Origin of the sequence: Pseudomonas sp. W2I6, from assembly GCF_030815935.1 — a bacterium.
Lineage (GTDB): Bacteria > Pseudomonadota > Gammaproteobacteria > Pseudomonadales > Pseudomonadaceae > Aquipseudomonas.
On record NZ_JAUSXJ010000001.1, the window covers coordinates 5,981,752 to 6,008,698 of the forward strand.

A 26,947-nucleotide genomic window follows, 5' to 3' on the forward strand; every position below is an offset into this window, starting at 1 on the left:
ACTGGCTCAACAGGACGGCGCGTGACAGCTCTGACCCCCCTGCAAACACTCTGGCTGACCGAGACCGTGCGCCTGCGCGAGGAACACGCGGGCGCCCTGGAAGACCAGGAAGCCAATCGCCTGGCCCGCAGCGCCGGCGGCGATTTGCCCACGCGCATTCAAAACCGCGCGCTGTGGCTGGCCGAACGCGATGGCCTGACCGCCGCCCTGACCCGCTGGCTGCAAGGTGCGCGCCTGGCGCTGATCCTGCTGGCGGCAGTCGCCATTATCAGCGGCGCCGGCCTGGCGTTTGCCGCGCTGGGCAACGGGTTGGCGCCGGTCAATGTGTTCTGGGCCCTGGGCAGCCTGCTGGGTTTGAACCTGATCCTGTTGTTGAGCTGGGCCCTGGGCCTGTTGTTTGCCGGTGAACACAGCGCCAGCCTCGGCCGCCTGTGGTTATGGCTCAGCGAAAAACTCGCCCGCGACGCCAAGGCCGCGCAACTGGCGCCCGCCCTGCTGCTGTTGCTGCAACGGCGCAAGCTCAATCGCTGGGCCGTCGGTGTGCTGGTCAACAGCCTGTGGCTGCTGGCCCTGCTCAGCGCCCTGGTGATCCTGCTGACGCTGTTGGCCACCCGGCGCTACGGCTTTGTGTGGGAAACCACCATCCTGCGAGCGGACACCTTTGTCGCCGTGACCCAAACCCTTGGGGCCCTGCCCGCCTTGCTCGGCTTCAATGTGCCCACTGTCGAAATGATCCGCGCCAGTGGTGATGCCGCCTTGAATATCGAAAGCGCCCGCCAGGCCTGGGCCGCCTGGCTGGTGGGCGTGCTGCTGGTATACGGCATCCTGCCGCGGCTGATCCTTGCGTTGCTGTGCCTGTGGCGTTGGAAACGTGGGCGCGCCGCCTTGAGCCTCGACCTTAACCTGCCCGGCTACAGCCAACTGCGTGAACGGCTGATGCCCAGCAGCGAACGGCTTGGGGTCAATGATGCGGCGCCCGAACAATTGCACCACGTGACCGGCGGCGTCAGTGAACTGGAAAGCAACGGCGCCCTGCTGGTGGCCATCGAGCTGGACGACCAGCGCCCATGGCCGCCGAAGCTCCCGGCCAGTGTCAAGGACGCCGGCATCCTCGACAGCCGTGAATCCCGCAACAAGCTGCTGGAGCAACTCACCCGCTTCCCGCCCGCGCGCCTGGCCATCGCCTGCGACCCACGCCGCTCGCCGGATCGCGGCAGCCTTGCGCTGATTGCCGAACTGGCCCGCAGCGCCACCGCCACTCGGGTCTGGCTGCTGCAAGCGCCCGCCGGCCAGGCCCTGGATGCTGAGCGCCTGGGTGATTGGCACACGGCCTTGCAACAACTGGAGATCCCGTTCGCCGATTGCGCGCCGCTCACTTGGCTGGAGACCGGTCATGACTAAGCCCCTGAAACTTGCGGTGGTCGGCCACACCAACGTCGGCAAGACCTCGTTGCTGCGCACGCTCACGCGAGACGTCGGCTTTGGTGAAGTCTCCCATCGTCCCAGCACCACCCGGCATGTCGAAGGTGCTCGGCTGTCGGTAGACGGCGAGGCCTTGCTGGAACTGTACGACACGCCCGGCCTGGAAGATGCCATCGCCCTGCTCGATTACCTCGAGCGCCTGGACCGTCCCGGCGAACGCCTCGACGGCCCGGCACGGCTGGCGCGTTTTCTGGAAGGCAGCGAGGCCCGGCAACGCTTCGAACAGGAAGCCAAGGTGCTGCGCCAACTGCTCGCCTCGGATGCGGGCCTGTATGTGATCGACGCCCGGGAACCGGTGCTGGCCAAGTACCGCGATGAGCTGCAAGTGCTGGCCAGCTGTGGCAAACCGTTGCTGCCAGTGCTCAATTTTGTCAGCAGCGCCAACCACCGCGAGCCGGACTGGCGCGAAGCCCTCGCCCGCCTCGGTCTGCACGCGCTGGTGCGTTTTGACAGCGTCGCGCCGCCGGAAGACGGCGAGCGCCGCCTCTATGAAAGCCTCGCCCTGCTGCTGGAGAATTCCCGTGGGCAACTGGAGCGGCTGATCCTCGATCAGGAAGCCCAGCGCCAGGCCCGCCAGCAAAGTGCTGCGCGATTGATTGCCGAACTGCTGATCGACTGCGCCGCCTGCCGCCGCAGCGTGGTCAGCGAAGTCGAGGTAGAACAGCAAGCCATCAGCGAACTGCGCAAAGCCGTGCGCCAGCGCGAACAGCGTTGCGTGGAGGCCTTGCTCAAGTTGTTCGGCTTCCGCCCGCAGGACGCCGCCGCCAGCGATTTACCGCTGCTGGACGGGCGTTGGGGCGATGACCTGTTCAACCCCGAGACCCTCAAGCAACTGGGCGTGCGGGTCGGTGGCGGTATCGCGGCCGGCGCGGCGGCCGGTGCAGGTGTGGATCTACTCGTAGGCGGCCTGACCCTCGGCGCCGCCGCCCTCGCCGGCGCCATCGCGGGAGGCGCGCTGCAAACTGCCCGCAGTTATGGCAGCCGCCTGCTGGGCAAGATCAAGGGCCAGCGCGAGCTGACCGTCGACGACAGCGTGCTGCGCCTCTTGGCCCTGCGCCAGCGGCAACTGCTCAAGGCCCTGAACCTGCGGGGCCACGCGGCGATCCACAGCATCAAGGTCGACACGCCCCAGGACAAGACCTGGCGCGAAGGCAAGCTGCCGGAAGCCCTGAACAAGGCCCGCGCCCATCCGCAATGGTCGTCCCTCAACCCGCACCCCAGGTTGAGCCAGGCCGAACGCCAGGAACAGATCGAAGCCCTGGCCCAGCGCCTGGACGAAACCTAAGCCGCCAACAACTGCCGGGCCTTGGATTTCAACACTTCAAGGTCCAGCACCGGCACATGCATTTCCTTGGCCTGTTCATCCCAGTGGCGCATGCGCAGGCTGACGGCGCACAGCGGGTCCTGCTCGAACGCTTGGGCTTCCTCGGCGGTCATCACGCCGCCCTGGTAACCCAAGGTACGGCGGCTGGCTTCGCTCAAGCGTGCGTAATAATCCGGCTGGCTGAAGGTCAGATAACGCTTGGCCTGCACGTGGTATTCCACCAGTTTTGCCATCCGCTCGCTGAAGCCTGCGCGGCGCAGATAATCGGCGCCCAGCCGTTCATGGCTGACCACACCATAACCGCCCATGTTCTCGCCACCTTGGCCGCAGATATGCCCGATATCGTGGAAGAACGCTGCCAGCACCACTTCATCATCGAAGCCCTCAGCCATGGCCAACTGCGCAGCCTGGGACATGTGCTCGATCTGCGAGACCGGTTCGCCGATGTAGTCAGCCGTGCCGTGCTGTTCGTAAAGGCCGAAGACCTCGGCGATTGCCTGCTCTGCGTTCATCACGCGCTCCCCCACAACTCTGTGATATTGCGCTCCGCCATCGCCGGCCCAACGCTCATGCCCACGCCGGTGTGCATCAACGCCGCACTCACCCCCGGCGCCGCCCGCAGGAACGAAAACGGCCCTGGGCCACGGGAACCATAGACGCCCTGCCAGCGCTCCACGACCTGGATCTTGCAGCCCAGTGTATGTTCGGCCAGTTCGATCATCCAGTTGTCCACCTGTTCGGCGTTGAACGGTGAAGGATCGCTGCCGTAATGGTGGGAATCTCCGATGATCAGTTCGCCATAGGGTGTCGGGCTGATCAGCAGGTGAATACCGTTTTCATGCAGGTGCGGCACGTCCCGCAGGATTTCGGCCTGCACCGGCGCGGCTTCCGGCAAGTCGGCGAAGGCGCCGTAGTGCACGCAGCTGAGGCCGGTCAGCAGCGCGTGTTGCAGGTTCAACTCCACCACTGGCCGGGCGCGCAGCATTTGCAGGCGGCAGATTTGCGGGTTGAGTTCGCCGATCTGCTCGGCCAGCAGCGTCTGGTAGTCGTGGCCGGAGCAGACAATGATCTGCTCGCCGTGAAAGGAACCGGCCGTGGTGTGTACCTGGCCGGGTTCGATGTCGCGCACCAGGGTGGAGAAATGAAACTCCACGCTCAGTTCGCGGCTCAGGTACTTGATCAGCGCCGGGATAGCCTCGCGCGAATACAGTTGTTGATCATCCAGGCCGTGAAGCGCAGCGCGGTGATGGGCGAACTGGCCACCGTACAGCTCGTGCAGGGCGGCGCCTTGCAGCAACTTGACGCGATAACCGTGTTCTTGCGCGCGACCGGCGCAGAAGGCTTCAAGCAAGTGCTCTTCGGCTTCGGTGCGGGCGAACAAATAAGAGCCGTTGCGCTTCAGCCGGATGCCGGCGAGTTGCGCCCACTGGCCCCAGATTTCGCGGCTTTCCCGCGCCAGGTCGAGCATCGGCCCGGGCGGCTGGCCGGTGACCAGTGCCTGGCCAAAGTTGCGCACGGAAGCACCCAGCGGTGTGGCGCTGCGCTCGAAGACCTTGACCTTGAGGCCGCGTTTGGCGGCCGCATAAGCGTGGGACAGGCCGAGGATGCCGGCGCCGATGATCAGCAGTTGTGTCATGAAGACCTCTCGTTCCCACGCTCCGCGTGGGAATGCATCCTGTGACGCTCCGCGTCACGACTACAAAAGCGGACGCAGAGCGTCCAGAGCCGCGTTCCCACGCAGAGCGTGGGAACGATCGGTGGTTATTGTTTTTCCGACTTGCCGTCATAGCGCTTGCGCCATTCGGTCAGGATGCTGTCGCGGTTTTTCGACGCCCAGGCAAAGTCATTCTTGATCAACCGCTGCTCGTAGTCCGCCGGCAACTCGGTCTGCGGCTTGGCGATGCCCGGCTGGGCCAGTACCGCGAAGTTTTCCTTGTACAGCTCCATCGCCGCGGGGCTGGCGGAGAAGTCGGCGAGTTTCTGTGCCGCGTCTGCGTGGGCAGTGCCCTTGATCACGGCAGTGGCTTCGATATCCCAGCCCAGGCCTTCTTTCGGCAGGATGATGTCCAGCGGTGCGCCCTGGCGCTTCAGCTGAACGGCCGGGTATTCGAAGGAAATGCCGATCGGGAATTCACCCGAGGCCGCCAGCTTGCAGGGTTTTGAACCGGAGTGAACGTACTGGCCGATGTTCTGGTGCAGGTCGTCCATGTACTGCCAGCCCTGCTTCTCGCCGAAGGTCTGCAACCAGGCGCTCACATCCAGGAAACCGGTGCCGGACGAGGCCGGGTTGGGCATCACGATCTTGCCCTTGTACTCAGGCTTGGTCAGGTCCTGCCAGCTCACCGGCTTGCTCAGGCCCTGCTTTTCGGCTTCGACAGTGTTGAAGCAGATGGTCGCAGCCCATACGTCCATGCCGACCCAGGCCGGAGGATTGGCGGCGTCGCGGTAGTTCGCACCGATCTTGCTCAAATCTGCCGGTGCGTAGTTTTGCAGCATGCCCTGCTGGTCGAGGATCGCCAGGCTGGAAGCCGCCAGGCCCCAGACCACGTCAGCCTGCGGGCGGGCTTTTTCGGCCAGCAGCTTGGCGGTGATGATGCCAGTGGAATCGCGCACCCATTTGATATCGATGTCCGGGTTAACCTTTTCAAAGGCCTGTTTGTAGGTCTTCAATTGCTCGGCTTCGAGGGCCGTGTACACGGTCAACTCGGTCTTGGCGGCAAAGGCATTCAGGCTGAACGCAGTGAGCACAGCAGCGGCTAACGCCAGGGGCTTGAACATGGTGCAGTTCCTTTATGGGTGAATTATTGGCCGGGCGCGGTTTGGCGCCAGGCCTGGGAGCGGCGCAACAAGCCGCGTGAGGCCCACGCCAGCAGCAAGGACACGCCCGCCGAGGTGAACAGGATCAGGGTCGACATGGCCGCCGCACCGCCGACGTTGCCGGCGTCGTCCATGTTCAGTACGGCGACGGCGGCGAGGATGGTGTCGGGGCTGTAGAGGAAGATCGCGGCGGAGACGGTGGTCATCGCCGAGACGAACAGGTAGCGCACGATGTCCAGCAGCGTCGGCAGGCAGATCGGCACGGTGACCCGCAGGTAATGGCGGTACAGCGGCGCCTTCAGCGACAGCGCGGCGGCTTCGAATTCCGCGTCCAGTTGGCGCAGGGCCGTGGTGGCGGTCATTTGGGCGGTGGTCAAATAGTGAGCAATGGTGCACACCACCAGCAACGTCATGGTGCCGTAGAGCACATGCAGCGGGTTGCCGTTGAGGTTGAAAAAGAACACGTAGCCCAAGCCGAGCACCAACCCCGGCACCGCCATCGGCACGAAGCTGAGCATGCGCAGCGCCAGGTTCAGGCCCTTCTGGCCCCTGGTCTTTTCCATCAGGTAGGCGCCGGTGAAGATCAGCACGCTGCCGATCAACGCGGTGCACAGGGCCATGGTGATGCTGTTGCGGTAGGCCAGCCAGCCGCCGCCGGCCGTGTCTTCGAACTGGTAGTGGGCCAGGGACAGCGAAAGGTTATAGGGCCAGAATTTCACCAGGGATGAGTAGACCGCCATGCCGAACACCAGCAGCAGGATCGCGCAGATCAGCAGGACGATGGCCAGGTAGCAGCCATCCCGCAGTTTCGACGGTGCCGGCTGGAACACCTGGGCGCGGCCGCTCATGGAGTCGCCATGGCGGCGGCGCAACCAGGCGTCGACACCGAAGCTGAACAGTGCCGGCAGCAGCAGGACCATGCCGATCAAGGCACCGCGGCCGAATTGCTGCTGGCCGACCACAGCTTTGTAGGCTTCCAGCGCCAGTACTTGATAGTCGCCACCGACTACCACGGGCACACCGAAGTCGGTGATGGTCAGGGTGAACACCAGGCAAAACGCGGCAAACACGGCCTGGCGCGTCGCCGGCCAGGTGATGCTGCGAAACGCCCGGGCGGGACTCGCGCCCATGCTCGATGCGGCATCGAACAAACGTGCATCCGCCAGGGAAAGCGCCGACAACAGGATCATCAAGGCATGGGGAAAGGTGTAGATCACTTCGCCGAGGACGATGCCCCAGAAGCCATAGATGTTGTCCGACAGCAGCCCGCGCAACATGCCCTGGTTGCCGAAAAGGTAGACCAGCGCAATCCCGGGCAACATCGACGGCGCCATCAACGGCAGCAGCGACATGCCGCGCCAGATCGCCTTGCCCGGAATAAGCGTGCGTTGCAAAGCGTAGGCAAACAGATAAGCCAGTGGTACGACGATGGCGGCAACGCTGCCGGAAACCTTCAGGCTGTTACCGAGCAACCAGTGGAAATTGTCGCTGGTGACCAACTCCCGCGCCGCCACCAGGCCACCGCCCTGCCCGGCTTCACTGCTGAAGCCGCGCCAGAAGATCGCCAGCAGCGGCATCAGCACCGCGACGCCCAGCAGGCACAGCCAGAGCAGCTTGCCGCCGACTACAAAAATACGGTCGCCGAGTTCGGCACGGGAAACCTGACGAGCCACGTTATCGGGTATCGGCAGAGTCATATCGCGGGCCATCTCAGGCAAACACCTGCAGGCTGCGCGGGGGCAGCGCGACCCAGATGTCCTGGGCGCCAAGGCGCGGCATGGCTTCCGGGGCCAATTCGGCCAGCAGCGGATGGCCGGGCAGTTGGTCCAGCTCGAAGCTCATGCGGCAGCGGTTGCCAAGGAAAGTGATCTCGCGGACCTTGGCCGGGAACAGGTTTTCTTCATGCACCGGCGGGTTGACGCTGATGGCTTCCGGGCGGCAGAACAGACGGCCCGATTTCGCGACGCCAGCGTTGTCCGCCAGGCGCATGTTCATGCCGCCAACCTGAGCGTGGCTGGCGCTGTTGCGACTGAACGGCAGCCAGTTGCCCTGGCCGACAAACTCGGCCACGAACGGTGTGGCCGGGCGGTCGTAGATTTCCTGGGGCGTGGCGTACTGCTCGACCTTGCCGTTGTTCATCACGGCAATGCGGTCGGCCATCAGCATGGCCTCGTCCTGGTTGTGGGTGACCATCAGGGTGGTGATGCCCAAGCGGCGCTGCAATTGGCGCAGCTCGGTGCACAGATGCTCGCGCACCCGGGCGTCGAGGGCCGACATGGGTTCGTCCAGCAGCAGCAAGGACGGCGCCGGCGCCAGGGCGCGAGCCAGTGCCACACGCTGTTGTTGGCCGCCGGAAAGTTGGCCGGGGTATTTCTTTTCGCTGCCCACCAAACCCACCAGTTCGAGCATCTGCCCGACACGCTTGCGCACTTCATCACGGCCACTGCCGGTGAGGCCGTAGCCGATGTTCGCTTCGACGGTGAGATTGGGAAACAGCGCGTAGGACTGGAACAGAATGCCGTAGTCCCGAGCCTGGGGTGCCAGTAGGGAAACATCGCGGTCGCCGAGGTACAACTCGCCGCTGTCCTGGCGCTCCAGGCCGGCGATGCAGCGTAGCAAGGTGGTCTTGCCGCAGCCCGACGGGCCCAGCAGGCACACCAGTTCGCCAGCGGCGACGTCCAGGGACACGTTATCCAGCGCGGTGAAGGCGCCGAAGCGTTTCTGTACACCGCGCACCTTCATTGGCGCGCCGGGGCGGGTCTGTGCTGTGTTCATGGAGGCACCTCATCAAACTGATGAAGGTCATCCTAGGCAGGCAATGCGTCCCTCTTGTGGCAGAAAGGCAAAACGTGGCGATAGTGGTATTGGTGGATTTGGGTTGCGCCGACAGATTGTTCCTACGCTCTGCGTGGGAATACATCCTGTGACGCTCCGCGTCACGACCTTAAGAGCGGACGCGGAGCGTCCAGGCCGGCATTCCCACGCAGAGCGTGGGAACGATCAGAGAGGAGACATTTCCTGGGCCAACCCCAGGAAAGCCGCCGGCAACCGCGCGCCCTTTCGCTCTTTGAGGCAGTACAAATACTCGGGAATCTGCGGCGCATTTTCGATGGTCAGCACGCGCAATTGCGGGTCGTGGGGCACTTCCTGGCGGGCAATGATGCTGATGCCGATATTGCGCAGCACTGCCTCACGGATCGATTCCCGGCTGCCGATCTCCAGCAGCGGCCCGTAATTCACTCCGGCGCCCTGCAACATCTCTTCGGTCAATCGACGGGTGGTCGACCCCGGCTCGCGCATCAGCAAGGTATGCCCGGCCAGCGCGGTCAGCGGTACATGTTCAAGTACCGCCAGCGGATGATTGCGATGCACCGCCAGCACCAGCGGGTCCATGCCCAGTACCCGGCGGATCAGGCGCGGGTCTTCAAGCAATTGGGACGAGGCGGCGACGTCGACGCGGTAGTCATCCAGCGCTTCCAGCACCTGCTGGGAGTTGCCGATCTCCACCGAAACCTCGACCTGCGGCAGCCGCTCGCGGAAGGTTTTGACCAGGTCGAGGATGTAATAAGGCGCCGTCGCGGCAATCCTCAACGTGCCTTGCACCTGGCCACTGTTGCGCAGAAAAAACTCGATGTCCGCTTCCTGCTGCAACAGCGCCTTGACCATCGGCAACAGCCGCGCGCCTTCATCACTGACGGTCAGTCGGCGCCCGCCACGGTAGAACAACTCCACCGAGTACTGGCTTTCCAGGTGACGAATCTGGGTGGTCACCGTGGGCTGGCTGAGCCCGAGCTTTTTCGCCGCCTGGGTAATGCTGCCCAGGCGGGCGACCATGTAAAACGCCTTCAGCTCGGCACTCAGCACACCACCCTCTCATCGACTATTTGCGCAGCAGGCGCAGACCATTGAATACCACCAGCAGGCTCACGCCCATGTCGGCGAACACCGCCATCCACATGGTGGCCATCCCAAGGAAGGTCACCGCGAGGAAGATCGCCTTGATCACCAGGGCCAGGGCGATGTTCTGCTTGAGGATACTCGACGTTTGCCGCGACAGCCGAATGAATGCCGGAATCTTGCGCAGGTCGTCGTCCATCAGGGCCACGTCGGCGGTCTCGATGGCGGTATCGGTACCCGCAGCAGCCATGGCAAACCCGATCTCGGAACGGGCCAGCGCCGGGGCGTCGTTGATGCCGTCGCCGACCATGCCGACCCGGTGGCCCTTGGCGTAGAGCGCTTCGATGGCTTGCAGTTTGTCGGTGGGCAACAGGTCGCCCTGGGCCTGGTCGATGCCCACCTGATCGGCGATCGCCTTGGCCGTGTGGGTGTTGTCGCCGGTTAGCATCAGGGTCTTGATGCCCAGGTCATGCAACTGCTGGATGGCTTCGCGGCTGGTGTCCTTCACGGTGTCGGCCACGGCGAACAGCGCCAGCGGGCCGGACTTGTCCAGCAACAGGACCACGGACTTGCCTTGTTTTTCCAGGGCGAAGAGCTTCTTCTCCAGGGCCGGCGAGCACAGGTTCAGCTCTTCCACCAGACGGTGGTTGCCCAGGTAATAGATCTCTCCATTGATCTCGCCCTTCACACCGCGCCCGGTCAGGGCCTCGAAGTTATCCACAGTGTGCACGGTGAGGTTTTTGTCCACAGCCGCGTTCGCGATGGCCAGGGACACCGGGTGATCGGAGCGCCCGGCCAGGCTTGCAGCCAAAGCCGGTGCGCTGTCTTCCATGTTCGGGAACAGCGCCAGGTAATCGGTTTGCACCGGCTTGCCGTGGGTGATGGTGCCCGTCTTGTCGAGGGCCAGGTAGTCGAGTTTGTAGCCACCCTCCAGGTACACACCGCCCTTGATCAGGATGCCTTTGCGCGCCGCGGCCGCCAGGCCGCTGACGATGGTCACCGGGGTGGAAATCACCAGTGCACATGGGCACGCGACCACCAGCAGCACCAGCGCGCGGTAGACCCATTCAAACCATACGCCGCCCATGAACAGCGGCGGAATCAACGCCACACCCAGGGCAAAGATGAACACCGCCGGGGTGTAGACCTTGGCGAAGGTGTCGACAAAACGCTGGGTTGGCGCGCGGGCGCCCTGGGCCTGTTCCACGGCGTGGATGATCCGCGCCAGGGTGGAGTTGTTGGCGGCTGCAGTGACTTTGTATTCCAGGGAGCCGGCCTGGTTGATGGTGCCGGCGAAGACTTTGTCGCCCACGGTCTTTTCGATCGGCAGGCTTTCACCGGTAATCGGCGCCTGGTCGATGGTGGACTGGCCGGAGGTGACTTCACCGTCCAGGCCAATGCGCTCGCCGGGACGAACCCGCACGATGGCGCCCAGTTCAATGACTTTAACCTCCTGTTCAACCCAACTGCCATCGGCCTGACGGACCGTGGCCTGTTCCGGCGTCATCTGCATCAAGCCGCTGATGGCGTTACGTGCGCGGTCCAGGGACTTGGCCTCGATCAACTCGGCGACGGTAAACAGGAACATCACCATCGCCGCTTCCGGCCACTGGCCGATCAGGATCGCGCCGGTGACGGCGATGCTCATCAGGGCGTTGATGTTCAGGTTGAGGTTTTTCAGGGCGATCCAGCCCTTTTTGTAGGTGGTGAGGCCGCCGCTGAAGATCGAGATCAGCGCGACCAGGGCAATCACCCACGTCGGGGCTGCGTTGGTGAAGTGCAGCACTTCAGCCCCCAGCGCGCCCACGCCGGACACAGCCAGCGGCCACCAGTGCTTCTTCGCCGGCGGCTCAGCCGGGGCGACGCCTTCTTCGATGGGGTCCGCCTGCATGCCCAGGGACTTGATGGCGTCGATGATCGGCGCGGTCGTCGGCAGGTCGTGGGTGACGCCGAGAATGCGGTTGATCAGGTTGAATTCCAGCTGCTGCACACCCGCAAGCTTGCCCAGTTTGTTCTGGATCAGCGTCTGCTCGGTGGGGCAGTCCATGGCTTCGATGCGGAAGGTGCTCAGCCGCGAGCCCGCTGTCGGGGCTTCGGTCAGCTTCACCAGCGCCGGCGCGGCCTTGCTGGAACAGCAGGAATCGCCATGGCTGCCATGGTCGTGCTTCTGCACAGGTTTGAGCTTGGGGCCGTGATCGTGCGCGTGGTCGTGATCATGGTCGTGCTTGTGCGGGGTGTGGATGGAATCGCTCATTCTGTCGCGTCCGTAAAGGTGCCTGTTGCCAAGTAAAGACCCTGTAGCCACTATAGGGTCAAGCATCCTTTTGGAGATTGCTGCGATGAAGATCGGCGAATTGGCAAAATTGACGGATTGCCAGGTGGAAACCATCCGTTATTACGAGAAAGAAGGCCTGCTGCCGCCGCCTGCGCGCAGTGACGGTAATTACCGGCTGTACACCCAGGCGCACACCGAACGGCTGGTGTTTATCCGCAACTGCCGCAGCCTGGACATGACCCTTGAGGAAATTCGCAGCCTGCTGGGCCTGCGTGACAGTCCTCAGGACCAGTGCGAAAGCGTGAATGCGTTGATCGACGAGCATATCCACCACGTCAAGGCGCGGATCGACGGGCTGCTGGCGTTGCAGGAACAGTTGCTCGACCTGCGCCAACGCTGTGGCGGCGGGCCGGATCTGGATCAGTGCGGGATTTTGCAGCGACTGGAAGTCAGCGGGAGTGTCGCGGCCAGCGAGGCTGAGCCCTCACATGTGGGCAGAAGCCACGGCCATTGATGTGTACACAAAACAAATGTGGGAGCGAGATCGCTCGCGAAAGCGGTGTGTCAGCCACTGAATGTGTTTCTGATACACCGTATTCGCGAGCAAGCCCGCTCCCACATTGGGACCGAGATCGCTTTTAGATCGCTACATCGGCCTTGATGCTCGGATCAGCGTCATAGCCCACGATTTCAAAATCTTCGAATTTGTAATCGTAGATCGACGCGGGTTTGCGCTTGATCACCAGTTCCGGCAGCTTCTTCGGCGTGCGCGCCAGCTGGGTCTGGATCTGTTCCATATGGTTGCTGTAGGCATGGGTGTCGCCCGTGGTGACGATGATCTCGTGAGGGATCAGGTCGCACTGCTGGGCCAGCATATGGGTGAGCAACGCCAGGGCAGCGGTGTTGTACGGCAGGCCGAGGAATACATCTGAGCTGCGGATGTACAACTGCATCGACAGATGACCGTCATGCACAAAAGCCTGGTACAGCAGGTGGCAAGGTGGCAGCGCTTGCTTGCCGTCCCGGGCGTTCTGCTGCGGGCTCTTGGTCTCGTCCGGCAGGTACTCGACGTTCCAGCCGTGAAACAGGATGCGGCGGCTGTTGGGGTTGGTCTTCAACGTCTCGACCATGTAATCGATCTGGTTGATCTTGCCGCCGTCCTTGGTGGGCCACGCGGTCCACTGCTCGCCGTACACCGGGCCCAGGTCGCCGTCTTCGGTGGCCCATTCGTCCCAGATACGCACGCCATTTTCGTTCAGCCACTTGATGTTGGTGTTGCCACTCAACATCCAGATCAATTCGTTGGCGATGCTTTTGAAGTGAAGCTTCTTGGTGGTCAGCAGCGGGAAGCCGTCGGCCAAGCTATGCCGAAACTGACGGGCAAACACGGCCTTGGTGCCGGTGCCGGTGCGGTCGCCCTTGGTCAGGCCATTGGTCACGACATCGTTCAGTAGTTCGAGATATTGCTTCATGTGTATACCTGTATCGTTGAAGCCGGGACCCTCGGGCCCCGGCGTTCGAATTTAAAGCGCGGTGTTCTTGATGCCTTGCGGGCGATTGTAAGCCCACCACAGCAGGCCCAGGCCGGCGATGATCATCGGCAGGCTGAGAATCTGACCCATGGTCACCCAGCCCCACGCCAGGTAGCCCAGCTGCGCATCCGGCACCCGTACGAACTCGACGATAAAGCGGAAGATCCCGTAGAACAACGCGAACATCCCCGAAACGGCCATGGTCGGGCGTGGCTTGCGCGAGAAGATATAGAGGATCAGGAACAGCGCCACGCCTTCCAGGGCGAACTGGTACAGCTGCGAGGGGTGGCGCGGCAATTGCGCCGGGTCGCTGAACGGCGGGAACACCATGGCCCACGGCACGTCAGTCGGCTTGCCCCACAGTTCGGCGTTGATGAAGTTACCGATGCGCCCGGCACCCAGGCCAATCGGCACGAACGGTGCGACGAAGTCCATCAACTGGAAGAACGACTTGCCGTTACGCCGGCCAAACCACCAGGCGGCGATCATCACCCCCACAAACCCGCCGTGGAACGCCATGCCGCCCTTCCACACCTCGAAGATCAGCGTCGGGTTGGCGATGTAGGCTGGCAGGTCGTAGAACAGCACATAACCCAGGCGTCCGCCGACGATGACCCCCATCGACATCCAGAACACCATGTCGGAGAGCTTCTCCTTGGTCCAGGTCGGGTCGAAACGGTTCAGACGCCGGGAAGCCAGCAGCCAGGCACCGCCGATGCCGATCAGGTACATCAACCCGTACCAGTGGATTTGCAGCGGACCGATGGCCACGGCCACCGGGTTGATCTGCGGGTAAGGCAGCATTGCGACTCCTCGTTAAATCAATAGTCATGGCGCATCGGACCATGCCGGTGCGCGATTAAGCCTGCGTTACAGCAAAAAATTCAGCCCTACGCAAAACAGCAGCCCGGCGAACAGCCGCTTGAGCAAGCGCGGCGACAGCCGGTGCGCCAGGCGCGCGCCGAAACGGGCCGCCACCATGCTGGTCAGGGCGATGCCCAGCAGCGCCGGCAAGTACACAAAGCCGAGACTATGATCGGGCAACAGCGGATCATGCCAGCCCAGAATCATGAAACTTAACGCACTGGCCAGGGCGATCGGCAAGCCGCAGGCCGACGAAGTGGCCACTGCCTGCTGCATCGGCACGCTGCGCCAGGTCAGGAACGGCACGGTCAACGAACCGCCGCCGGTGCCGAAAATCGCCGACGACCAGCCGATCACGCCGCCCGCCAGGGTCAGGCCGAGCTTGCCCGGCACCTGGCGGCTGGCCTTGGGCTTGAGCTCCAGGGTCATCTGCACGGCGATCACCAGGGCGAACACACCGATGATCTTCTGTAGATGCGGCCCGGAGATCGCCTCGGCGGTCAGCGCGCCAACGCCCGCGCCCAGCAGGATACCCACGGCCATCCATACGAAGATCGGCCAGCGCACGGCGCCGCGCCGATGATGCTCACGCACCGCATTCACCGACGTGAAGATAATAGACGCCAGGGACGTGCCGACAGCGAGGTGGGTCAGCACCGCGGGATCGAAGCCCTGCAAGGTGAAGCTGAACACCAGCACCGGCACAATAATGATGCCGCCGCCCACGCCGAACAGCCCGGCGAGCATGCCCGCGCAGGATCCCAGCAGCAAATACAGCAGAAATTCCATGGGAGCCCCCGAAAACAGACCGGCATGTTAACGGATGCAAAGCACAGGGTTCTATGGGTAGAGTGGGCAAAACACAAAGGGATTGCCTTATGTGCCTGATTGTTTTCGCCTGGCGGCCGGGCCACGCCCAGCCGCTGATCGTCGCGGCCAACCGTGATGAATTTTATGCCCGGCCCAGTTTGCCGTTGGCCCAGTGGCTGGATGCGCCCCATGTTTACGCGGGCAGGGACCAGGAAGCGGGCGGGACCTGGCTGGGAGTTGGCGCAGAGGGGCGCTTTGCGGCGCTGACCAATATCCGTGACCCGCACCAGCCGCCGGCGCGCAAGTCGCGGGGTGAGTTGGTGGCGCGCTTTCTCAGCGGTTCGCTGTCGATTGACGACTATTTGGCCGACGTTAATGGCAGATCGATTGAATATGCCGGGTTTAACCTGCTGGTCGGGACGCGGGACGAGCTTTGGCATTACAACGCCAAGGAATCTGCGCCGACACCATTGATGGCGGGGGTTTATGGGTTATCCAATGCAGGGCTGGATACGCCGTGGCCGAAGTTGTTGAAGGCCAAGGCGGCGCTGACAGAAGTACTGGAAGATCCGCAGCCTGAAGCCTTGCTGGGGATTTTGAGCGACCCGCAGACGGCGCCGTTTGCTGACTTGCCGGACACCGGCGTGGGCTTGGCGACGGAGAGTTTGCTGTCGAGTGTGTTTATTGCCAGCCCCAGTTATGGGACGCGGGCGAGTACGGCGTTGATTGTGAATGCCGACGGGACGCGGCATATCGTGGAGCGCAGTTTTGGGCCGTATGGCGGACAGTTGGGTGAAGTTGAACTCAAAATCTGAACCTCACGCAAACCAAATGTGGGAGCGGGCTTGCTCGCGAAGGCGGCGTGTCAGCCAATACATAAGCTGACTGATGCACCGCTTTCGCGAGCAAGCCCGCTCCCACATTTCGATTGGGGACAGGCTCTGAAATCCGTTTAGAGGCTCTTTGCAGACGCCGGGTTGATCATCCGCGCCAACCCAAGGTTCTTCAGCGCCAATTGCAGCGAGCTGTGGATAACTTGCGGGTTGTCGATAGTCATCAACTCCGCCAGCAGCTCCTTGGCCCGGCTCAGGTTGATCTGGCGCAGCATCCATTTCACCTTCGGCAAGTTGGTGGCGTTCATCGACAGGCTGTCAAAGCCCATCGCCATCAACAGTACGGCCGCCGCCGGGTCACCGGCCATCTCGCCGCAGATACTCACCTGCTTGCCTTCGGCATGGGCATCGCGCACCACGTTCTGCAAGGCTTGCAGCACCGCCGGGTGCAGGTAGTCGTAGAGGTCGGCCACCCGCGGGTTGTTGCGGTCCACGGCCAGCAGGTACTGGGTCAGGTCGTTGGAGCCCACCGACAGGAAGTCCACCTGCCGCGCCAGCTCTTTAGCCTGGTACACCGCCGCCGGAATCTCGATCATCACGCCAATCGGCGGCATCGGCACGTCGGCGCCTTCGTCGCGCACTTCGCCCCAGGCCCGGTGGATCAGGTGCAGGGCTTCTTCCAGCTCGTGGGTGCCGGAGATCATCGGGAGCAGGATGCGCAGGTTGTTCAGGCCTTCGCTGGCCTTGAGCATCGCGCGGGTCTGGACGAGGAAGATTTCAGGATGGTCGAGGGTAACGCGAATACCGCGCCAGCCAAGGAAGGGGTTGTCTTCCTTGATGGGGAAATACGACAGTGACTTGTCGCCGCCAATGTCCAGGCTGCGCATGGTCACCGGTAACGGATGGAAGGCGGACAATTGCTCGCGATAAATCGCCAGCTGCTCCTTCTCACTCGGAAAACGCTGGTTGATCATGAACGGCACTTCGGTGCGGTACAGGCCCACCCCTTCGGCGCCGCGCTGTTGTGCACGTGCCACGTCCGCCAGCAGGCCGGTGTTGACCAGCAGCGGTACGCGGTGGCCGTCGAGGGTCACGCACGGCAGTTCCCGCAGGGCGTCGAGGCCCTGGGATAGCTGGCGTTCTTCTTCCACCACTTCGGCGTATTGCTTGCGCAGCACTTCGCTGGGGTTGGTGTAGACCTCGCCGTGGTAGCCGTCGACGATCATTTCGATGCCGTCGACCTTGGAATACGGCAGGTCCACCAGACCCATCACCGTCGGAATGCCCATGGCCCGGGCCAGGATCGCGACGTGGGAGTTGCCCGAACCCAGTACCGAGACCAGGCCCACCAGTTTGCCTTCCGGCACTTCGCCGAGCATGGTGGCGGTCAGTTCTTCACTGATCAGGATGGTGTTGTCGGGGTACACCAACGTGGTCGAGCGCTCTTCCTGCAGGTAGGCCAGCAGACGGCGACCGAGGTCCTTCACGTCCGAGGCGCGCTCGCGCAGGTAGGCGTCGTCCATCAATTCGAAACGGTTGACGTGATCCGTGACCACCTGGCGCAGCGCGCCCTGGGCCCACTGGCCGGTCTTGATCACGTCCTTGACTTCGCTGCCCAGGGACGCGTCGTCGAGCATCATCAGGTACACGTCGAACAACGCCCGCTCTTCAGGCCGCAGCTGGGTGGCCAGCTTGGTCGAGAGGGTGCGCATGTCATTGCGCACGCCTTCGAGGGCGGTCTTGAACAGGATGATTTCAGCGTCGATGTCGGTGACGGTCTTGTCCGGCACCACGTCCAGGTCGGCGGGCGGCAGCATGACCACGGCGGTACCGACAGCAGCACCCGGCGAACCCGGCACGCCGACGAACTTGGCTTCCTGGATGCCCTTGCCCTGGCGCCCCAGGCCGCGAATCGAACCGGTGGCCTCGGCGTGGGCGATAACCCCGGCGAGCTGCGCGCTCATGGTCACGAGGAAGGCTTCTTCACCTTCGTCGAACTGGCGGCGTTCTTTCTGCTGGATGACCAACACGCCGACAACGCGGCGGTGGTGAATGATCGGCGCACCGAGGAACGAGGCGTAGCGCTCTTCACCGGTTTCGGCAAAGTAGCGATAACGCGGGTGATCGGCCGCGTTTTCGAGGTTCAGGGGTTCTTCACGCGTCCCCACCAGGCCCACCAGACCTTCATTGGGCGCCATGCTGACCTTGCCGATGGAGCGCTTGTTCAAGCCCTCGGTGGCCATCAGGACAAAACGGTTGGTCTCGGGGTCCAGCAGGTAAACCGAGCAGACCTGGCTGCCCATGGCTTCCTTGACGCGCAACACAATAATCCCCAACGCCGCCTTGAGATCCTTGGCGGAGTTAACTTCCTGGACGATCTTGCGCAGCGTATTGAGCATGGCTCGGGGTCGAACTCCGTCGTCAGTCGCGCGCTAAAAGGCGCGGGGCAAGCTCTTTAAGAGCGCGACGATAAACCTCGCGCTTGAATGTCACCACCTGGCCCAACGGATACCAATAACTGACCCAGCGCCAGCCATCGAACTCCGGTTTACCGGTCAAATCCATCCGCACCCGCTGCTCGTTGGAGATCAGGCGCAGGAGAAACCATTTCTGTTTCTGGCCGATGCACAGCGGTTGGCTGTGGGTACGCACCAGACGTTGCGGCAAACGATAGCGCAACCAGCCTCGGGTGCAGGCCAGAATTTGCACATCTTCACGTTCAAGGCCTACTTCTTCGTTCAACTCACGGTACAAGGCGTCTTCAGGGGTTTCGTCGGGGTTGATTCCGCCTTGAGGAAACTGCCAGGCATCTTGGTTGATACGGCGAGCCCATAGCACCTGTCCGGCATCATTCGTAAGAATAATCCCGACATTAGGACGGAAACCATCGGGGTCGATCACGGCAACAACCTCGCAAACGCATGTCACCGCATTGTTCCACAAAGATTGATACAGCGGCAACGAGGCTGCTTACCTTATGTGCACTCTTGTGAAAAGACCGTATTCTGGACGCCTTTTTACAGACTTTTCAGCGAGTAACTGCAATGCGCCTGGCTTTATTCGACTTGGACAACACGCTTTTGGGGGGTGACAGCGATCACGCCTGGGGCGATTACCTCTGTGAACGCGGGATTCTCGACGCGGTGGCCTACAAGGCCCGCAACGACGAGTTCTACCAGGACTACCTGGCCGGCAAGCTGGATAACGCCGAGTACCTGAACTTCTGCCTGGAAATCCTCGGCCGCACCGAGATGGCCCAGCTGGATGAATGGCATCGCGACTACATGCGCGACTGCATCGAGCCGATCGTGCTGCCCAAGGCAGTTGAGTTGCTGGCCAAGCACCGGGCGGCGGGCGACAAGCTGGTGATCATCACCGCGACCAACCGTTTTGTGACCGCGCCGATTGCCGAGCGGCTGGGGGTTGAAACCCTGATTGCGACGGAATGCGAGATGCAGGATGGCCGTTACACCGGGCGCAGTACGGATATCCCGTGCTTTCGCGAGGGCAAGGTGACGCGTTTGAATCGCTGGCTGGAAGAGACCGGGTATAACCTGGAGGACAGCTACTTCTATAGCGACTCGATGAATGACCTGCCGCTGCTGGAGCAAGTTACGCATGCGGTGGCGGTGGATCCGGATCCGAATCTGCGGGCTGAGGCTGAGAAGCGTGGTTGGCCGGTGATTAGCCTGCGCAGCTAAAGATCATTCCCGCGCTCCGCGTGGGAATGCATCACTGGACGCTCTGCGTCCGCTCTTGGGACGCGGAGCGTCCCGGGCGGCGTTACCACGCGGAGCGTGGGAACGATCATACGGGCTTGGCACCCATTAACCCGGCAATCGCCACAAACCCCACCAGGCTCACCACCGCCAGCGCCACGGTAAAGTTCAAACTCCCCGCCCCGCCCAGCCGCAGTCGATTAAGCCGCACCACCAGCCAGAACCAGCTCAGCGCCGCCACGGTGTAGATCACGCTGGAACCCAGGATCCAGGTTTGCCCCAGCGGCCAGCCGATCAGGTGCGCCAGCCACCAGCCGGTGAACGGCATGCTCACCACGCAAATGCCCATCAACAACCACACAAACACCCACGGCCGCTGCACGGTATAGGCCGGCCCCGCGCTGCGTTTGCGCCAGGCCAGCACTGCCAGGGCGAGGCCGCTGAGCAGCAGCAACACCGTGGCCGCGATGTGGATAACTTTAAGGGTGGTCAGCGTTTCCATGTTCTCGATTCCTTGAAGGCCGCCCAGTCAGCGTAGTCGCTCAACCGAGGAACAGCTGGTAGGCCGGGTTATCACTTTCATCCCAGTACGGGTAGCCAATGGCCTCCAGCGCCGCCGGCACCAGGTGACGCTCGTCCGCCGGTACTTGCAGGCCCGCCACCACGCGCCCATCGGCGGCGCCGTGGTTGCGATAGTGGAACATCGAGATGTTCCAGCGCCCGCCCAATTTGTTAAGGAAGTTGAACAGTGCCCCCGGACGTTCCGGGAATTCGAAGCGGAACACCACCTCGTCGCTGACGTGCGCCGCATGGCCGCCGACCATATGGCGGATGTGCAGCTTGGCCAGTTCGTTTTCCGTCAGGTCCAGCACCGGGAAACCCTGGCTGGTGAGGCTGGCGATCAGCGCGCTGCGCGGGTCGTTTTCCGGGTGGGTCTGCACGCCGACAAAGATGTGCGCCTCGCGGCCTGAGTGGTAGCGGTAGTTGAATTCGGTAATCTGGCGCTTGCCCACGGCTTCGCAAAAGGCCTTGAAGCTGCCCGGTTTCTCGGGGATGGTCACGGCGATGATGGCTTCGCGGCCTTCCCCCAGCTCGGCGCGCTCGGCCACGTGGCGCAGGCGGTCGAAGTTGACGTTGGCCCCGGAATCGATGGCCACCAGGGTTTGCCCGGTGATGCCACGGGTCTCGACGTATTTCTTGATACCCGCCACGCCCAGGGCGCCGGCGGGTTCAGTGATGGAGCGGGTGTCGTCGTAGATGTCCTTGATCGCCGCGCAGATTTCATCGGTGCTGACGGTGATCACTTCATCCACGTAATCCTTGCAGATGTCGAAGGTGTGCTGGCCGATCTGCGCCACCGCCACGCCGTCGGCGAAGATGCCCACGGTCGGCAATACCACGCGCTCGCCCGCCGCCATGGCGGCTTGCAGGCAGTTGGAGTCGTCCGGCTCGACGCCGATGATCTTGATTTCGGGCCGCAGGTATTTCACGTAGGCCGCGATACCGGCAATCAGGCCGCCGCCGCCCACCGGGACGAAAATCGCGTCCAGCGGCCCCGGGTGCTGGCGCAGGATCTCCATCGCCACGGTGCCCTGCCCGGCAATGGTGTGCGGATCATCGTAGGGGTGAATGTAGACGTAGCCTTTTTCGTCGACCAGCTTCAGCGAATACGCCAGGGCTTCCGGGAAAGAATCCCCGTGCAGCACCACTTTTCCGCCACGGGAGCGCACGCCTTCGACCTTGATCTCGGGCGTGGTCTTGGGCATCACGATGGTGGCCTTGACCCCCAGCACCTTGGCCGCCAGGGCCAGGCCCTGGGCATGGTTGCCCGCCGAAGCGGTGACTACGCCACGCGCACGTTCTTCGGCGCTCAGTTGGGTCAGCTTGTTGTAGGCACCGCGAATCTTGAACGAGAACACCGGCTGCAAGTCTTCGCGCTTGAGCCAGACCTTGTTGCCCAGCCGCTCGGAGAGCTGGCGGGCGGTCTGCAGCGGGGTTTCTACGGCAACGTCGTAAACGCGCGAGGTGAGGATCTTTTTGACGTACTGTTCAAGCATCGGAAAGCATCACTGGGCGGGTTGGGCAGGGCCAAGGAGTCTAACCCAGCGTTTGGCCGGGCGACCACACGAAAACCGAGGTTTTGTTGGGTTATACTCGCGCCCCTCTTTACTCCCCGCCCGTTCCGGAGCCCGCATGACCCAGGATCAACTCAAACAGGCAGTGGCCCAGGCCGCCGTCGATTTAATCCTTCCTAAACTCGACGATAAAAGCATCGTCGGTGTCGGCACCGGTTCCACCGCCAACTGCTTTATCGATGCGCTGGCCCTGCACAAGGGCGCGTTCGACGGCGCGGTTGCCAGCTCCGAAGCCACCGCTGCGCGGCTCAAGGGCCACGGTATTCCGGTGTACGAGCTGAACACCGTCAGCGACCTGGAGTTCTATGTCGACGGCGCCGATGAAAGCGACGCACACCTGAACCTGATCAAGGGCGGCGGCGCAGCCCTGACCCGCGAGAAGATCGTCGCGGCCGTGGCCAAGACCTTCATCTGCATCGCCGACGCCAGCAAACTGGTGCCGGTACTCGGCGCGTTCCCGCTGCCGGTGGAAGTGATCCCGATGGCCCGCAGCCACGTGGCCCGCGAACTGGTGAAACTGGGCGGCGACCCGGTGTACCGCGAAGGCGTGCTGACCGACAACGGCAACATCATCATCGACGTGTTCAACATGCAGATCACCAACCCGGTGGAACTGGAGCGCCAGATCAACGCGATCGTCGGCGTCGTCACCAACGGTTTGTTTGCGGCCCGTCCGGCTGACGTACTGCTGCTGGGCACCCCGGAAGGCGTAAAAACCCTTAAGGCATAAAAGCACCACAGGCCCAGTGTGGGAGCTGGCTTGCCTGCGATGGCATCGCCCCGGTACTACTGAAAGACCGCGTCGCCTGCATCGCAGGCAAGCCAGCTCCCACATTCGATCCTCGCCATGGCTGGGATCGGGTTCATTTCTTGAACACATAGAACAAGTTCGGCTCACTGACCATGTACAACGTGCCGTCGTTGTCCATGGCGATCCCCTCGGCCTGAGGCACGCGCTGCTTCAGGCCATGGCGCCCCTTGAGCAGCGACAGGCTGCTCAGGGGGCGACCGTCGATATCCAGTTCCAGCACCAAAAATGACTCATCTGACAGCGCCAGCAGATGACCGCTGCGCTCGTCGTATTGCAGGCTCGACAGGTCGCGCACAAACAACCCGGCATCGCGCTTGGGGTTGTTGATCACGTGCACCGAGTAGGTCTTTTCCGGTTTGAAATGCGGAAAGCCGTGGACCTCGTAGATCAGCATCGGGTCGCGTTCCTTGGCCACAAACAGGCGCTTGCCCACCGAGTCATAGGCCAGGCCTTCGAAGCCCTTGTTGCCGCCCAGGTGCACGCCGAGGGTCATTTGCTCGGCGTCGGCGGCATCGAGGAATTGGGTGTCGTCATCCACGTGGACCTTGATCAGCCGCTGCTGGCGTTCGTCGCTGATCACGTAGGTGTTGTCGCTGATGTACTCCACGGCCTCGGCATCGCCAAACCCCACCAGCGCAATGCGCCGCAGGATTTTGCCGTCCAGGGACAGTTCGACCAGCTCAGCGTTCTTGTTGGTCACGGTAAACAGGCTGTTGCGCACCGGATCAAAGGTCAGTGCCGAGACATCATCGTTGAGGCCGTCGATCACCTGCGCCTCCAGGGCCACCCGGTAATCGCCAAGGCCAATGGAGTGCTCCCCGGCGGGATTGCGCCAGGATTGCCAGTTGAACCAGGCACGCTCAAACAGACGCAATTGCTGGGCAACCACACCGCACGCCACCAGGGCGATCAGGATCAGGATAAAAAAAGCAGGTTTGGGGCGGGCAAGTCGACGCATCGGGCGGGGCTCAGAGTAAAAACTGGCGAATGAATATCACGGTCGCCTGAATTTAAACTTAAACGCCCCGGGTGTCTGGCTTATGCCGCAGATAGAGAAAAATCTGACGTAATCGAACTACTGCGCCTGCTTCTCGAAGCGATAGAACAGGTTCGGCTCGCTGACCATATACAGCGTGCCGTTCTCGTCCATGGTCACACCTTCGGCACGCGGGATGGTGTTCTTCAAGCCATTGAAGCCGCCGAGCAAGGTCATGAAGCTGACCTGCTCGCCCTTCTCGTCCAGTTCCAGCAACAGATGGGAGTCCGCCGACAGCGCCAGCAGGTGGCCGGTACGCGGGTCGACGGTCAGCGCCGACAGGTTGCGCATGTCCAGTTCAGTGCTGGCGAGCTTTTGCTTGGCGCCGGTGAGGGTCTGGCTGCCGTCGCTTTTCCAGGTGAACAGGGCCGGTGGGCGTTCTTCGCCGAGGATCAGCTGTTGGTTGCGCTTGTCCCAGGTGACCGCCTCAAAGGCTTTGTTCTGGTCCTTGGACGGGCCCAGGTCATAGGACGGGAAGTCGGCTTTGTTCAACTGCTGGGTCTGTGGGTCGACCTTGACGATGGTCAGGCTGTGCTGGCGCTCATCGACCACGGCCATCAGGCCGTTTTCCATCATGGTCACGCCTTCCGGATTGTTCCAGCCGTTGAGCGGCATCTTGCGCAGCACGTCGCCTTGCAGGGTCAGTTCAACCAGGAACGGGTTCTTGCCCATCACCGAGAACAGGGTCTTGGTCAGCGGGTTATAGGCGAGGTCCGAGGCTTCGTCCTTCTCCATGCCGGGCAGCAGCTTGGCGTCGATCACCGCGTGGTAGTCCGGGAGCCAGACGCTTTCCAGGCGCTCGGCCGGGGTTTCGAAACCCTCCGCCAGCCACAACACGCCACGGTCGTCCCAGTGCATCGCCCAGGCCACGCCGTAAATGATCGCGCCGGCGAGGAACAGCCAGGAATACCAGCGCATGGCAAGGCGTGAACGCAACGTGGGTTTTACAGAGGGGAGAGGCACGGCCATTACGCTTTCCAGAAAGTCAGCTTTAGGGGATAGCACAGGATCACAAGGTCCGCGCGCAGGAGGCTGAGGATTATCCGGATGGGGTGTGAAAAAAATGCAAAAACCCGATTGGGTGACAGTACACAGATCAAATGTGGGAGCGGGCTTGCTCGCGAATGCGGAGTATCAGTCACTGAATCTGTCACTGATACACCGCTTTCGCGAGCAAGCCCGCTCCCACATTTTTGACCGCGTTTTGCCCCGCTCTTAGCGAACGCTGCTTTCGAAGCGGCTCACACCCGGCAATTCCAGCACCAGTTCATCGCCCACATTCAGCGGGCCCACGCCTGCCGGCGTACCGGTGAGGATCACATCCCCGGCCTGCAACGAGAAGCAGCCGGCCATGTACTGGATCATCGGGATGATCGGGTTGAGCATGATCGCGCTGTTGCCGTCCTGGCGCACTTCGCCATTGATGGTCAGGCGAATGCCGATATCCGTCACATCCGGGAAGGTGCTGCCGACCACGAACGGTGCAATCACTGCCGCGCCATCAAACGACTTGGCGATTTCCCACGGCAAGCCCTTGGCTTTCAGCTCGGCCTGCTTGTCCCGCAGGGTCAGGTCCAGGGCCGGGGCGAAGCCGGAGATGGCGTCCAGCACTTCCTCGCGGCTCGGTTTGGCCGACAACGGCTTGCCGATCAACACCGCGATTTCCGCTTCGTAATGCACCGAACCGCGCTCGGTAGGGATGGCAAAACCGCCTTCCAGTGCCACTACGCAACTGCCGGGCTTGATAAACAGCAGCGGCTCGGTCGGTACCGGGTTATCCAGTTCCTTGGCGTGTTCGGCGTAGTTACGCCCGATGCACACCACCTTCCCCAGGGGAAAGTGAATATTGGTGCCGTCGACATACTTGTGCTGGTAGCTCATGGACCGACTCCTTCAGGGACTGTTAAACAGCGAAAATCTTGCCCGGGTTCATGATCCCGTTCGGGTCGAACACCGCTTTCACTGCCTTCATGTATTCAATTTCAACCGGCGAGCGGCTGTACGTCAGGTAATCGCGCTTGGTCATGCCCACGCCGTGTTCGGCGGAGATCGAGCCGTTGTACTTCTGCACGGTCTCGAACACCCACTTGTTGACGGTGGCGCACTTGGCGAAGAACTCGTCCTTGCTCAGGTTTTCCGGCTTGAGGATGTTCAGGTGCAGGTTGCCGTCGCCGATGTGGCCGAACCAGACGATTTCGAAATCCGGGTAGTGTTCGCCGACGATCGCGTCGATTTCCTGCAGGAAGGCTGGCACTTTCGACACAGTCACCGAAATGTCGTTCTTGTACGGCGTCCAGTGGGAGATGGTCTCGGAGATGTACTCGCGCAGCTTCCACAGGTTGTGCAGTTGGGTTTCGCTCTGGCTCATCACGCCGTCCAGCACCCAGCCCTGCTCGACGCAGTGTTCGAACGTGGCCAGGGCATCGTTGGCCACTTCTTCGGTGGTCGCTTCAAATTCCAGCAGTGCGTAGAACGGGCAGTCGGACTCGAACGGCGCCGGCACGTCGCCGCGACCGAGGACTTTGGCCAGGGCCTTGTCGGAAAAGAATTCGAAGGCGGTCAGGTCCAGCTTGCTCTGGAAGGCGTGCAACACCGGCATGATCGAGTCGAAGTCGGTGGTGCCGAGCACCATCGCGGTAAGGTTTTTCGGCGCACGGTCCAGGCGCATGGTCGCTTCGACCACAAACCCCAGGGTGCCTTCAGCGCCGATGAACAGCTGGCGCATGTCGTAGCCGGTGGCGTTCTTGATCAGGTCTTTGTTCAACTCCAGCAGGTCGCCCTTGCCGGTGACGACTTTCATACCGGCGACCCAGTTACGGGTCATGCCGTAGCGAATGACCTTGATCCCGCCGGCATTGGTGCCGATATTGCCGCCAATCTGGCTGGAACCCGACGAGGCGAAATCCACCGGGTAGTACAGGCCTTTTTCTTCGGCGACGTTCTGCAATTGCTTGGTGACCACACCCGGCTGGCACACGGCGGTGCGGTCGGTGAGGTTCACGTCGAGAATCTGGTTCATATAGTCGAACGACACAACCACTTCGCCATTCGCAGCGACGGCAGCGGCCGACAGGCCGGTACGGCCACCGGACGGCACCAGCGCGACCTTGTGCTCATTGGCCCAACGGACGATGGCCTGCACCTGCTCGGTGGTCTTCGGGAAGACGATGGCCACCGGGGCCGGCGCGAAATGCTTGGTCCAGTCCTTGCCATAAGCCTCAAGGGAGTCAGCATCGGTCAGGACCTTGCCAGGCTCAACCAGGGTCTTCAGCTCATCAATCAGGGCAGGATGGGTCATCGACAGAACTCTCGAACAATTCATGGTCATCCTGAGAACGCTTCACGTCGCAGGAATGGGTGTTTAGCGGGGCACGTATGCTAGCATACCGCCCCCGCAGGATAGTGCCCAAGG

24 protein-coding genes are annotated in these 26,947 nt (G+C 62.4%); 6 read left to right on the plus strand and 18 right to left on the minus strand.

Annotation, left to right across the window (positions count from 1 at the left end; translation table 11 throughout):
- The first annotated feature begins 21 nt into the window (after positions 1–21).
- Positions 22–1,401 carry a DUF2868 domain-containing protein gene (locus tag QF039_RS27705; RefSeq protein ID WP_307521727.1) on the plus strand — a complete coding sequence of 460 codons (1,380 nt, stop codon included), beginning with the start codon at positions 22–24 and terminating at the stop codon, positions 1,399–1,401.
- A complete protein-coding gene (locus QF039_RS27710; protein WP_307521729.1) occupies positions 1,394–2,767 on the plus strand; it encodes a GTPase/DUF3482 domain-containing protein in 1,374 nt (457 codons plus the stop codon). The genes QF039_RS27705 and QF039_RS27710 overlap by 8 nt, the downstream gene beginning before the upstream one ends.
- Here the strand turns inward: QF039_RS27710 and QF039_RS27715 are convergent.
- The 7 genes from QF039_RS27715 to QF039_RS27745 form a co-directional block, all read right to left on the minus strand.
- Positions 2,764–3,318 carry a phosphonate degradation HD-domain oxygenase gene (locus QF039_RS27715; protein WP_178912567.1) on the minus strand — a complete coding sequence of 185 codons (555 nt, stop codon included), beginning with the start codon at positions 3,316–3,318 and terminating at the stop codon, positions 2,764–2,766. The genes QF039_RS27710 and QF039_RS27715 overlap by 4 nt on opposite strands.
- Positions 3,318–4,442: a TIGR03364 family FAD-dependent oxidoreductase gene (locus QF039_RS27720; RefSeq protein WP_307521733.1), complete on the minus strand. Its 1,125-nt coding sequence runs from the start codon at positions 4,440–4,442 to the stop codon at positions 3,318–3,320. The genes QF039_RS27715 and QF039_RS27720 overlap by 1 nt, the downstream gene beginning before the upstream one ends.
- A gap of 125 nt (positions 4,443–4,567) precedes the next feature.
- Positions 4,568–5,584, minus strand: coding sequence for a putative 2-aminoethylphosphonate ABC transporter substrate-binding protein (locus QF039_RS27725; protein WP_307521735.1), 1,017 nt, complete (start codon positions 5,582–5,584; stop codon positions 4,568–4,570).
- Between the two features lie 23 nt (positions 5,585–5,607).
- Positions 5,608–7,332 carry a putative 2-aminoethylphosphonate ABC transporter permease subunit gene (locus tag QF039_RS27730; RefSeq protein WP_307521737.1) on the minus strand — a complete coding sequence of 575 codons (1,725 nt, stop codon included), beginning with the start codon at positions 7,330–7,332 and terminating at the stop codon, positions 5,608–5,610.
- Position 7,333: 1 nt separating this feature from the next.
- Positions 7,334–8,398 carry a putative 2-aminoethylphosphonate ABC transporter ATP-binding protein gene (locus tag QF039_RS27735; RefSeq protein ID WP_177080618.1) on the minus strand — a complete coding sequence of 355 codons (1,065 nt, stop codon included), beginning with the start codon at positions 8,396–8,398 and terminating at the stop codon, positions 7,334–7,336.
- Between the two features lie 225 nt (positions 8,399–8,623).
- Positions 8,624–9,487, minus strand: a complete 864-nt coding sequence (locus tag QF039_RS27740; protein WP_307521740.1) for a LysR family transcriptional regulator — start codon at positions 9,485–9,487, stop codon at positions 8,624–8,626.
- 16 nt (positions 9,488–9,503) lie between these two features.
- Positions 9,504–11,774, minus strand: a complete 2,271-nt coding sequence (locus QF039_RS27745; RefSeq protein WP_307521742.1) for a heavy metal translocating P-type ATPase — start codon at positions 11,772–11,774, stop codon at positions 9,504–9,506.
- Positions 11,775–11,859: 85 nt separating this feature from the next.
- On the opposite strand from QF039_RS27745, the gene cadR reads away from it, so the two are divergent.
- Positions 11,860–12,309, plus strand: coding sequence for a Cd(II)/Pb(II)-responsive transcriptional regulator (gene cadR, locus QF039_RS27750; RefSeq protein WP_017476559.1), 450 nt, complete (start codon positions 11,860–11,862; stop codon positions 12,307–12,309).
- Between the two features lie 124 nt (positions 12,310–12,433).
- Here cadR and QF039_RS27755 read toward each other — a convergent pair whose 3' ends face one another.
- The 3 genes from QF039_RS27755 to QF039_RS27765 all read right to left on the minus strand — a co-directional run bounded on the left by QF039_RS27755 (position 12,434) and on the right by QF039_RS27765 (position 14,980).
- Positions 12,434–13,267, minus strand: a complete 834-nt coding sequence (locus QF039_RS27755; protein WP_003213821.1) for a thymidylate synthase — start codon at positions 13,265–13,267, stop codon at positions 12,434–12,436.
- A 51-nt stretch (positions 13,268–13,318) separates the two neighbouring features.
- Positions 13,319–14,131, minus strand: a complete 813-nt coding sequence (lgt, locus tag QF039_RS27760) for a prolipoprotein diacylglyceryl transferase (protein WP_003213823.1) — start codon at positions 14,129–14,131, stop codon at positions 13,319–13,321.
- A gap of 66 nt (positions 14,132–14,197) precedes the next feature.
- Complete coding sequence (locus tag QF039_RS27765; protein ID WP_003213825.1) at positions 14,198–14,980, minus strand: sulfite exporter TauE/SafE family protein; 783 nt, start codon at positions 14,978–14,980, stop codon at positions 14,198–14,200.
- An 89-nt stretch (positions 14,981–15,069) separates the two neighbouring features.
- Between QF039_RS27765 and QF039_RS27770 the strand changes: the two genes are divergently transcribed.
- Positions 15,070–15,816 carry an NRDE family protein gene (locus QF039_RS27770; protein ID WP_307521746.1) on the plus strand — a complete coding sequence of 249 codons (747 nt, stop codon included), beginning with the start codon at positions 15,070–15,072 and terminating at the stop codon, positions 15,814–15,816.
- A 137-nt stretch (positions 15,817–15,953) separates the two neighbouring features.
- Here the strand turns inward: QF039_RS27770 and ptsP are convergent, their stop codons facing one another.
- On the minus strand, positions 15,954–18,233 hold the full coding sequence (gene ptsP, locus QF039_RS27775) for a phosphoenolpyruvate--protein phosphotransferase (RefSeq protein WP_003213828.1): 2,280 nt from the start codon (positions 18,231–18,233) through the stop codon (positions 15,954–15,956).
- Positions 18,234–18,255: 22 nt separating this feature from the next.
- Positions 18,256–18,735, minus strand: a complete 480-nt coding sequence (locus QF039_RS27780) for an RNA pyrophosphohydrolase (RefSeq protein WP_003176750.1) — start codon at positions 18,733–18,735, stop codon at positions 18,256–18,258.
- A 143-nt stretch (positions 18,736–18,878) separates the two neighbouring features.
- Here QF039_RS27780 and QF039_RS27785 point away from each other — a divergent pair, with 143 nt between their 5' ends.
- Positions 18,879–19,535 (plus strand): HAD family phosphatase, encoded by a 657-nt coding sequence (locus QF039_RS27785; RefSeq protein WP_307521750.1) that lies wholly within the window; start codon positions 18,879–18,881, stop codon positions 19,533–19,535.
- Between the two features lie 106 nt (positions 19,536–19,641).
- On the opposite strand, the gene QF039_RS27790 is transcribed toward QF039_RS27785, so the two are convergent.
- Positions 19,642–20,055, minus strand: coding sequence for a DUF2269 family protein (locus QF039_RS27790; protein ID WP_102370118.1), 414 nt, complete (start codon positions 20,053–20,055; stop codon positions 19,642–19,644).
- 40 nt (positions 20,056–20,095) lie between these two features.
- Positions 20,096–21,610 (minus strand): threonine ammonia-lyase, biosynthetic, encoded by a 1,515-nt coding sequence (gene ilvA / locus QF039_RS27795; protein WP_003213834.1) that lies wholly within the window; start codon positions 21,608–21,610, stop codon positions 20,096–20,098.
- 136 nt (positions 21,611–21,746) lie between these two features.
- Between ilvA and rpiA the strand changes: the two genes are divergently transcribed.
- Positions 21,747–22,418 carry a ribose-5-phosphate isomerase RpiA gene (gene rpiA, locus QF039_RS27800; RefSeq protein ID WP_008438935.1) on the plus strand — a complete coding sequence of 224 codons (672 nt, stop codon included), beginning with the start codon at positions 21,747–21,749 and terminating at the stop codon, positions 22,416–22,418.
- 133 nt (positions 22,419–22,551) lie between these two features.
- On the opposite strand, the gene QF039_RS27805 is transcribed toward rpiA, so the two are convergent.
- From QF039_RS27805 to QF039_RS27820, 4 genes are all read right to left on the minus strand, one after another.
- The gene (locus QF039_RS27805) at positions 22,552–23,457 is read right to left on the minus strand and encodes an SdiA-regulated domain-containing protein (protein ID WP_177046773.1); all 906 of its coding nucleotides are present in this window, start codon (positions 23,455–23,457) and stop codon (positions 22,552–22,554) included.
- 117 nt (positions 23,458–23,574) lie between these two features.
- Positions 23,575–24,504: an SdiA-regulated domain-containing protein gene (locus QF039_RS27810; RefSeq protein ID WP_177020261.1), complete on the minus strand. Its 930-nt coding sequence runs from the start codon at positions 24,502–24,504 to the stop codon at positions 23,575–23,577.
- A gap of 246 nt (positions 24,505–24,750) precedes the next feature.
- Positions 24,751–25,416, minus strand: coding sequence for a fumarylacetoacetate hydrolase family protein (locus QF039_RS27815; RefSeq protein WP_003213842.1), 666 nt, complete (start codon positions 25,414–25,416; stop codon positions 24,751–24,753).
- 22 nt (positions 25,417–25,438) lie between these two features.
- Complete coding sequence (locus QF039_RS27820) at positions 25,439–26,833, minus strand: FAD-binding oxidoreductase (RefSeq protein ID WP_102604101.1); 1,395 nt, start codon at positions 26,831–26,833, stop codon at positions 25,439–25,441.
- Positions 26,834–26,947: the final 114 nt, after the last annotated feature.

What these genes read in the sequence shown, in the direction of transcription:
- QF039_RS27710 (WP_307521729.1), top strand. Translation starts at nt 1,394, where the DNA reads ATGACTAAGCCCCTGAAACTTGCGGTGGTCGGCCACACCAACGTCGGC.
- QF039_RS27715 (WP_178912567.1), bottom strand. Translation starts at nt 3,318, where the DNA reads ATGAACGCAGAGCAGGCAATCGCCGAGGTCTTCGGCCTTTACGAACAG.
- QF039_RS27720 (WP_307521733.1), bottom strand. Translation starts at nt 4,442, where the DNA reads ATGACACAACTGCTGATCATCGGCGCCGGCATCCTCGGCCTGTCCCAC.
- QF039_RS27725 (WP_307521735.1), bottom strand. Translation starts at nt 5,584, where the DNA reads ATGTTCAAGCCCCTGGCGTTAGCCGCTGCTGTGCTCACTGCGTTCAGC.
- QF039_RS27730 (WP_307521737.1), bottom strand. Translation starts at nt 7,332, where the DNA reads ATGGCCCGCGATATGACTCTGCCGATACCCGATAACGTGGCTCGTCAG.
- QF039_RS27735 (WP_177080618.1), bottom strand. Translation starts at nt 8,398, where the DNA reads ATGAACACAGCACAGACCCGCCCCGGCGCGCCAATGAAGGTGCGCGGT.
- QF039_RS27745 (WP_307521742.1), bottom strand. Translation starts at nt 11,774, where the DNA reads ATGAGCGATTCCATCCACACCCCGCACAAGCACGACCATGATCACGAC.
- cadR (WP_017476559.1), top strand. Translation starts at nt 11,860, where the DNA reads ATGAAGATCGGCGAATTGGCAAAATTGACGGATTGCCAGGTGGAAACC.
- QF039_RS27755 (WP_003213821.1), bottom strand. Translation starts at nt 13,267, where the DNA reads ATGAAGCAATATCTCGAACTACTGAACGATGTCGTGACCAATGGCCTG.
- lgt (WP_003213823.1), bottom strand. Translation starts at nt 14,131, where the DNA reads ATGCTGCCTTACCCGCAGATCAACCCGGTGGCCGTGGCCATCGGTCCG.
- QF039_RS27765 (WP_003213825.1), bottom strand. Translation starts at nt 14,980, where the DNA reads ATGGAATTTCTGCTGTATTTGCTGCTGGGATCCTGCGCGGGCATGCTC.
- QF039_RS27770 (WP_307521746.1), top strand. Translation starts at nt 15,070, where the DNA reads ATGTGCCTGATTGTTTTCGCCTGGCGGCCGGGCCACGCCCAGCCGCTG.
- ptsP (WP_003213828.1), bottom strand. Translation starts at nt 18,233, where the DNA reads ATGCTCAATACGCTGCGCAAGATCGTCCAGGAAGTTAACTCCGCCAAG.
- QF039_RS27785 (WP_307521750.1), top strand. Translation starts at nt 18,879, where the DNA reads ATGCGCCTGGCTTTATTCGACTTGGACAACACGCTTTTGGGGGGTGAC.
- QF039_RS27790 (WP_102370118.1), bottom strand. Translation starts at nt 20,055, where the DNA reads ATGGAAACGCTGACCACCCTTAAAGTTATCCACATCGCGGCCACGGTG.
- ilvA (WP_003213834.1), bottom strand. Translation starts at nt 21,610, where the DNA reads ATGCTTGAACAGTACGTCAAAAAGATCCTCACCTCGCGCGTTTACGAC.
- rpiA (WP_008438935.1), top strand. Translation starts at nt 21,747, where the DNA reads ATGACCCAGGATCAACTCAAACAGGCAGTGGCCCAGGCCGCCGTCGAT.
- QF039_RS27805 (WP_177046773.1), bottom strand. Translation starts at nt 23,457, where the DNA reads ATGCGTCGACTTGCCCGCCCCAAACCTGCTTTTTTTATCCTGATCCTG.
- QF039_RS27810 (WP_177020261.1), bottom strand. Translation starts at nt 24,504, where the DNA reads ATGGCCGTGCCTCTCCCCTCTGTAAAACCCACGTTGCGTTCACGCCTT.
- QF039_RS27815 (WP_003213842.1), bottom strand. Translation starts at nt 25,416, where the DNA reads ATGAGCTACCAGCACAAGTATGTCGACGGCACCAATATTCACTTTCCC.
- QF039_RS27820 (WP_102604101.1), bottom strand. Translation starts at nt 26,833, where the DNA reads ATGACCCATCCTGCCCTGATTGATGAGCTGAAGACCCTGGTTGAGCCT.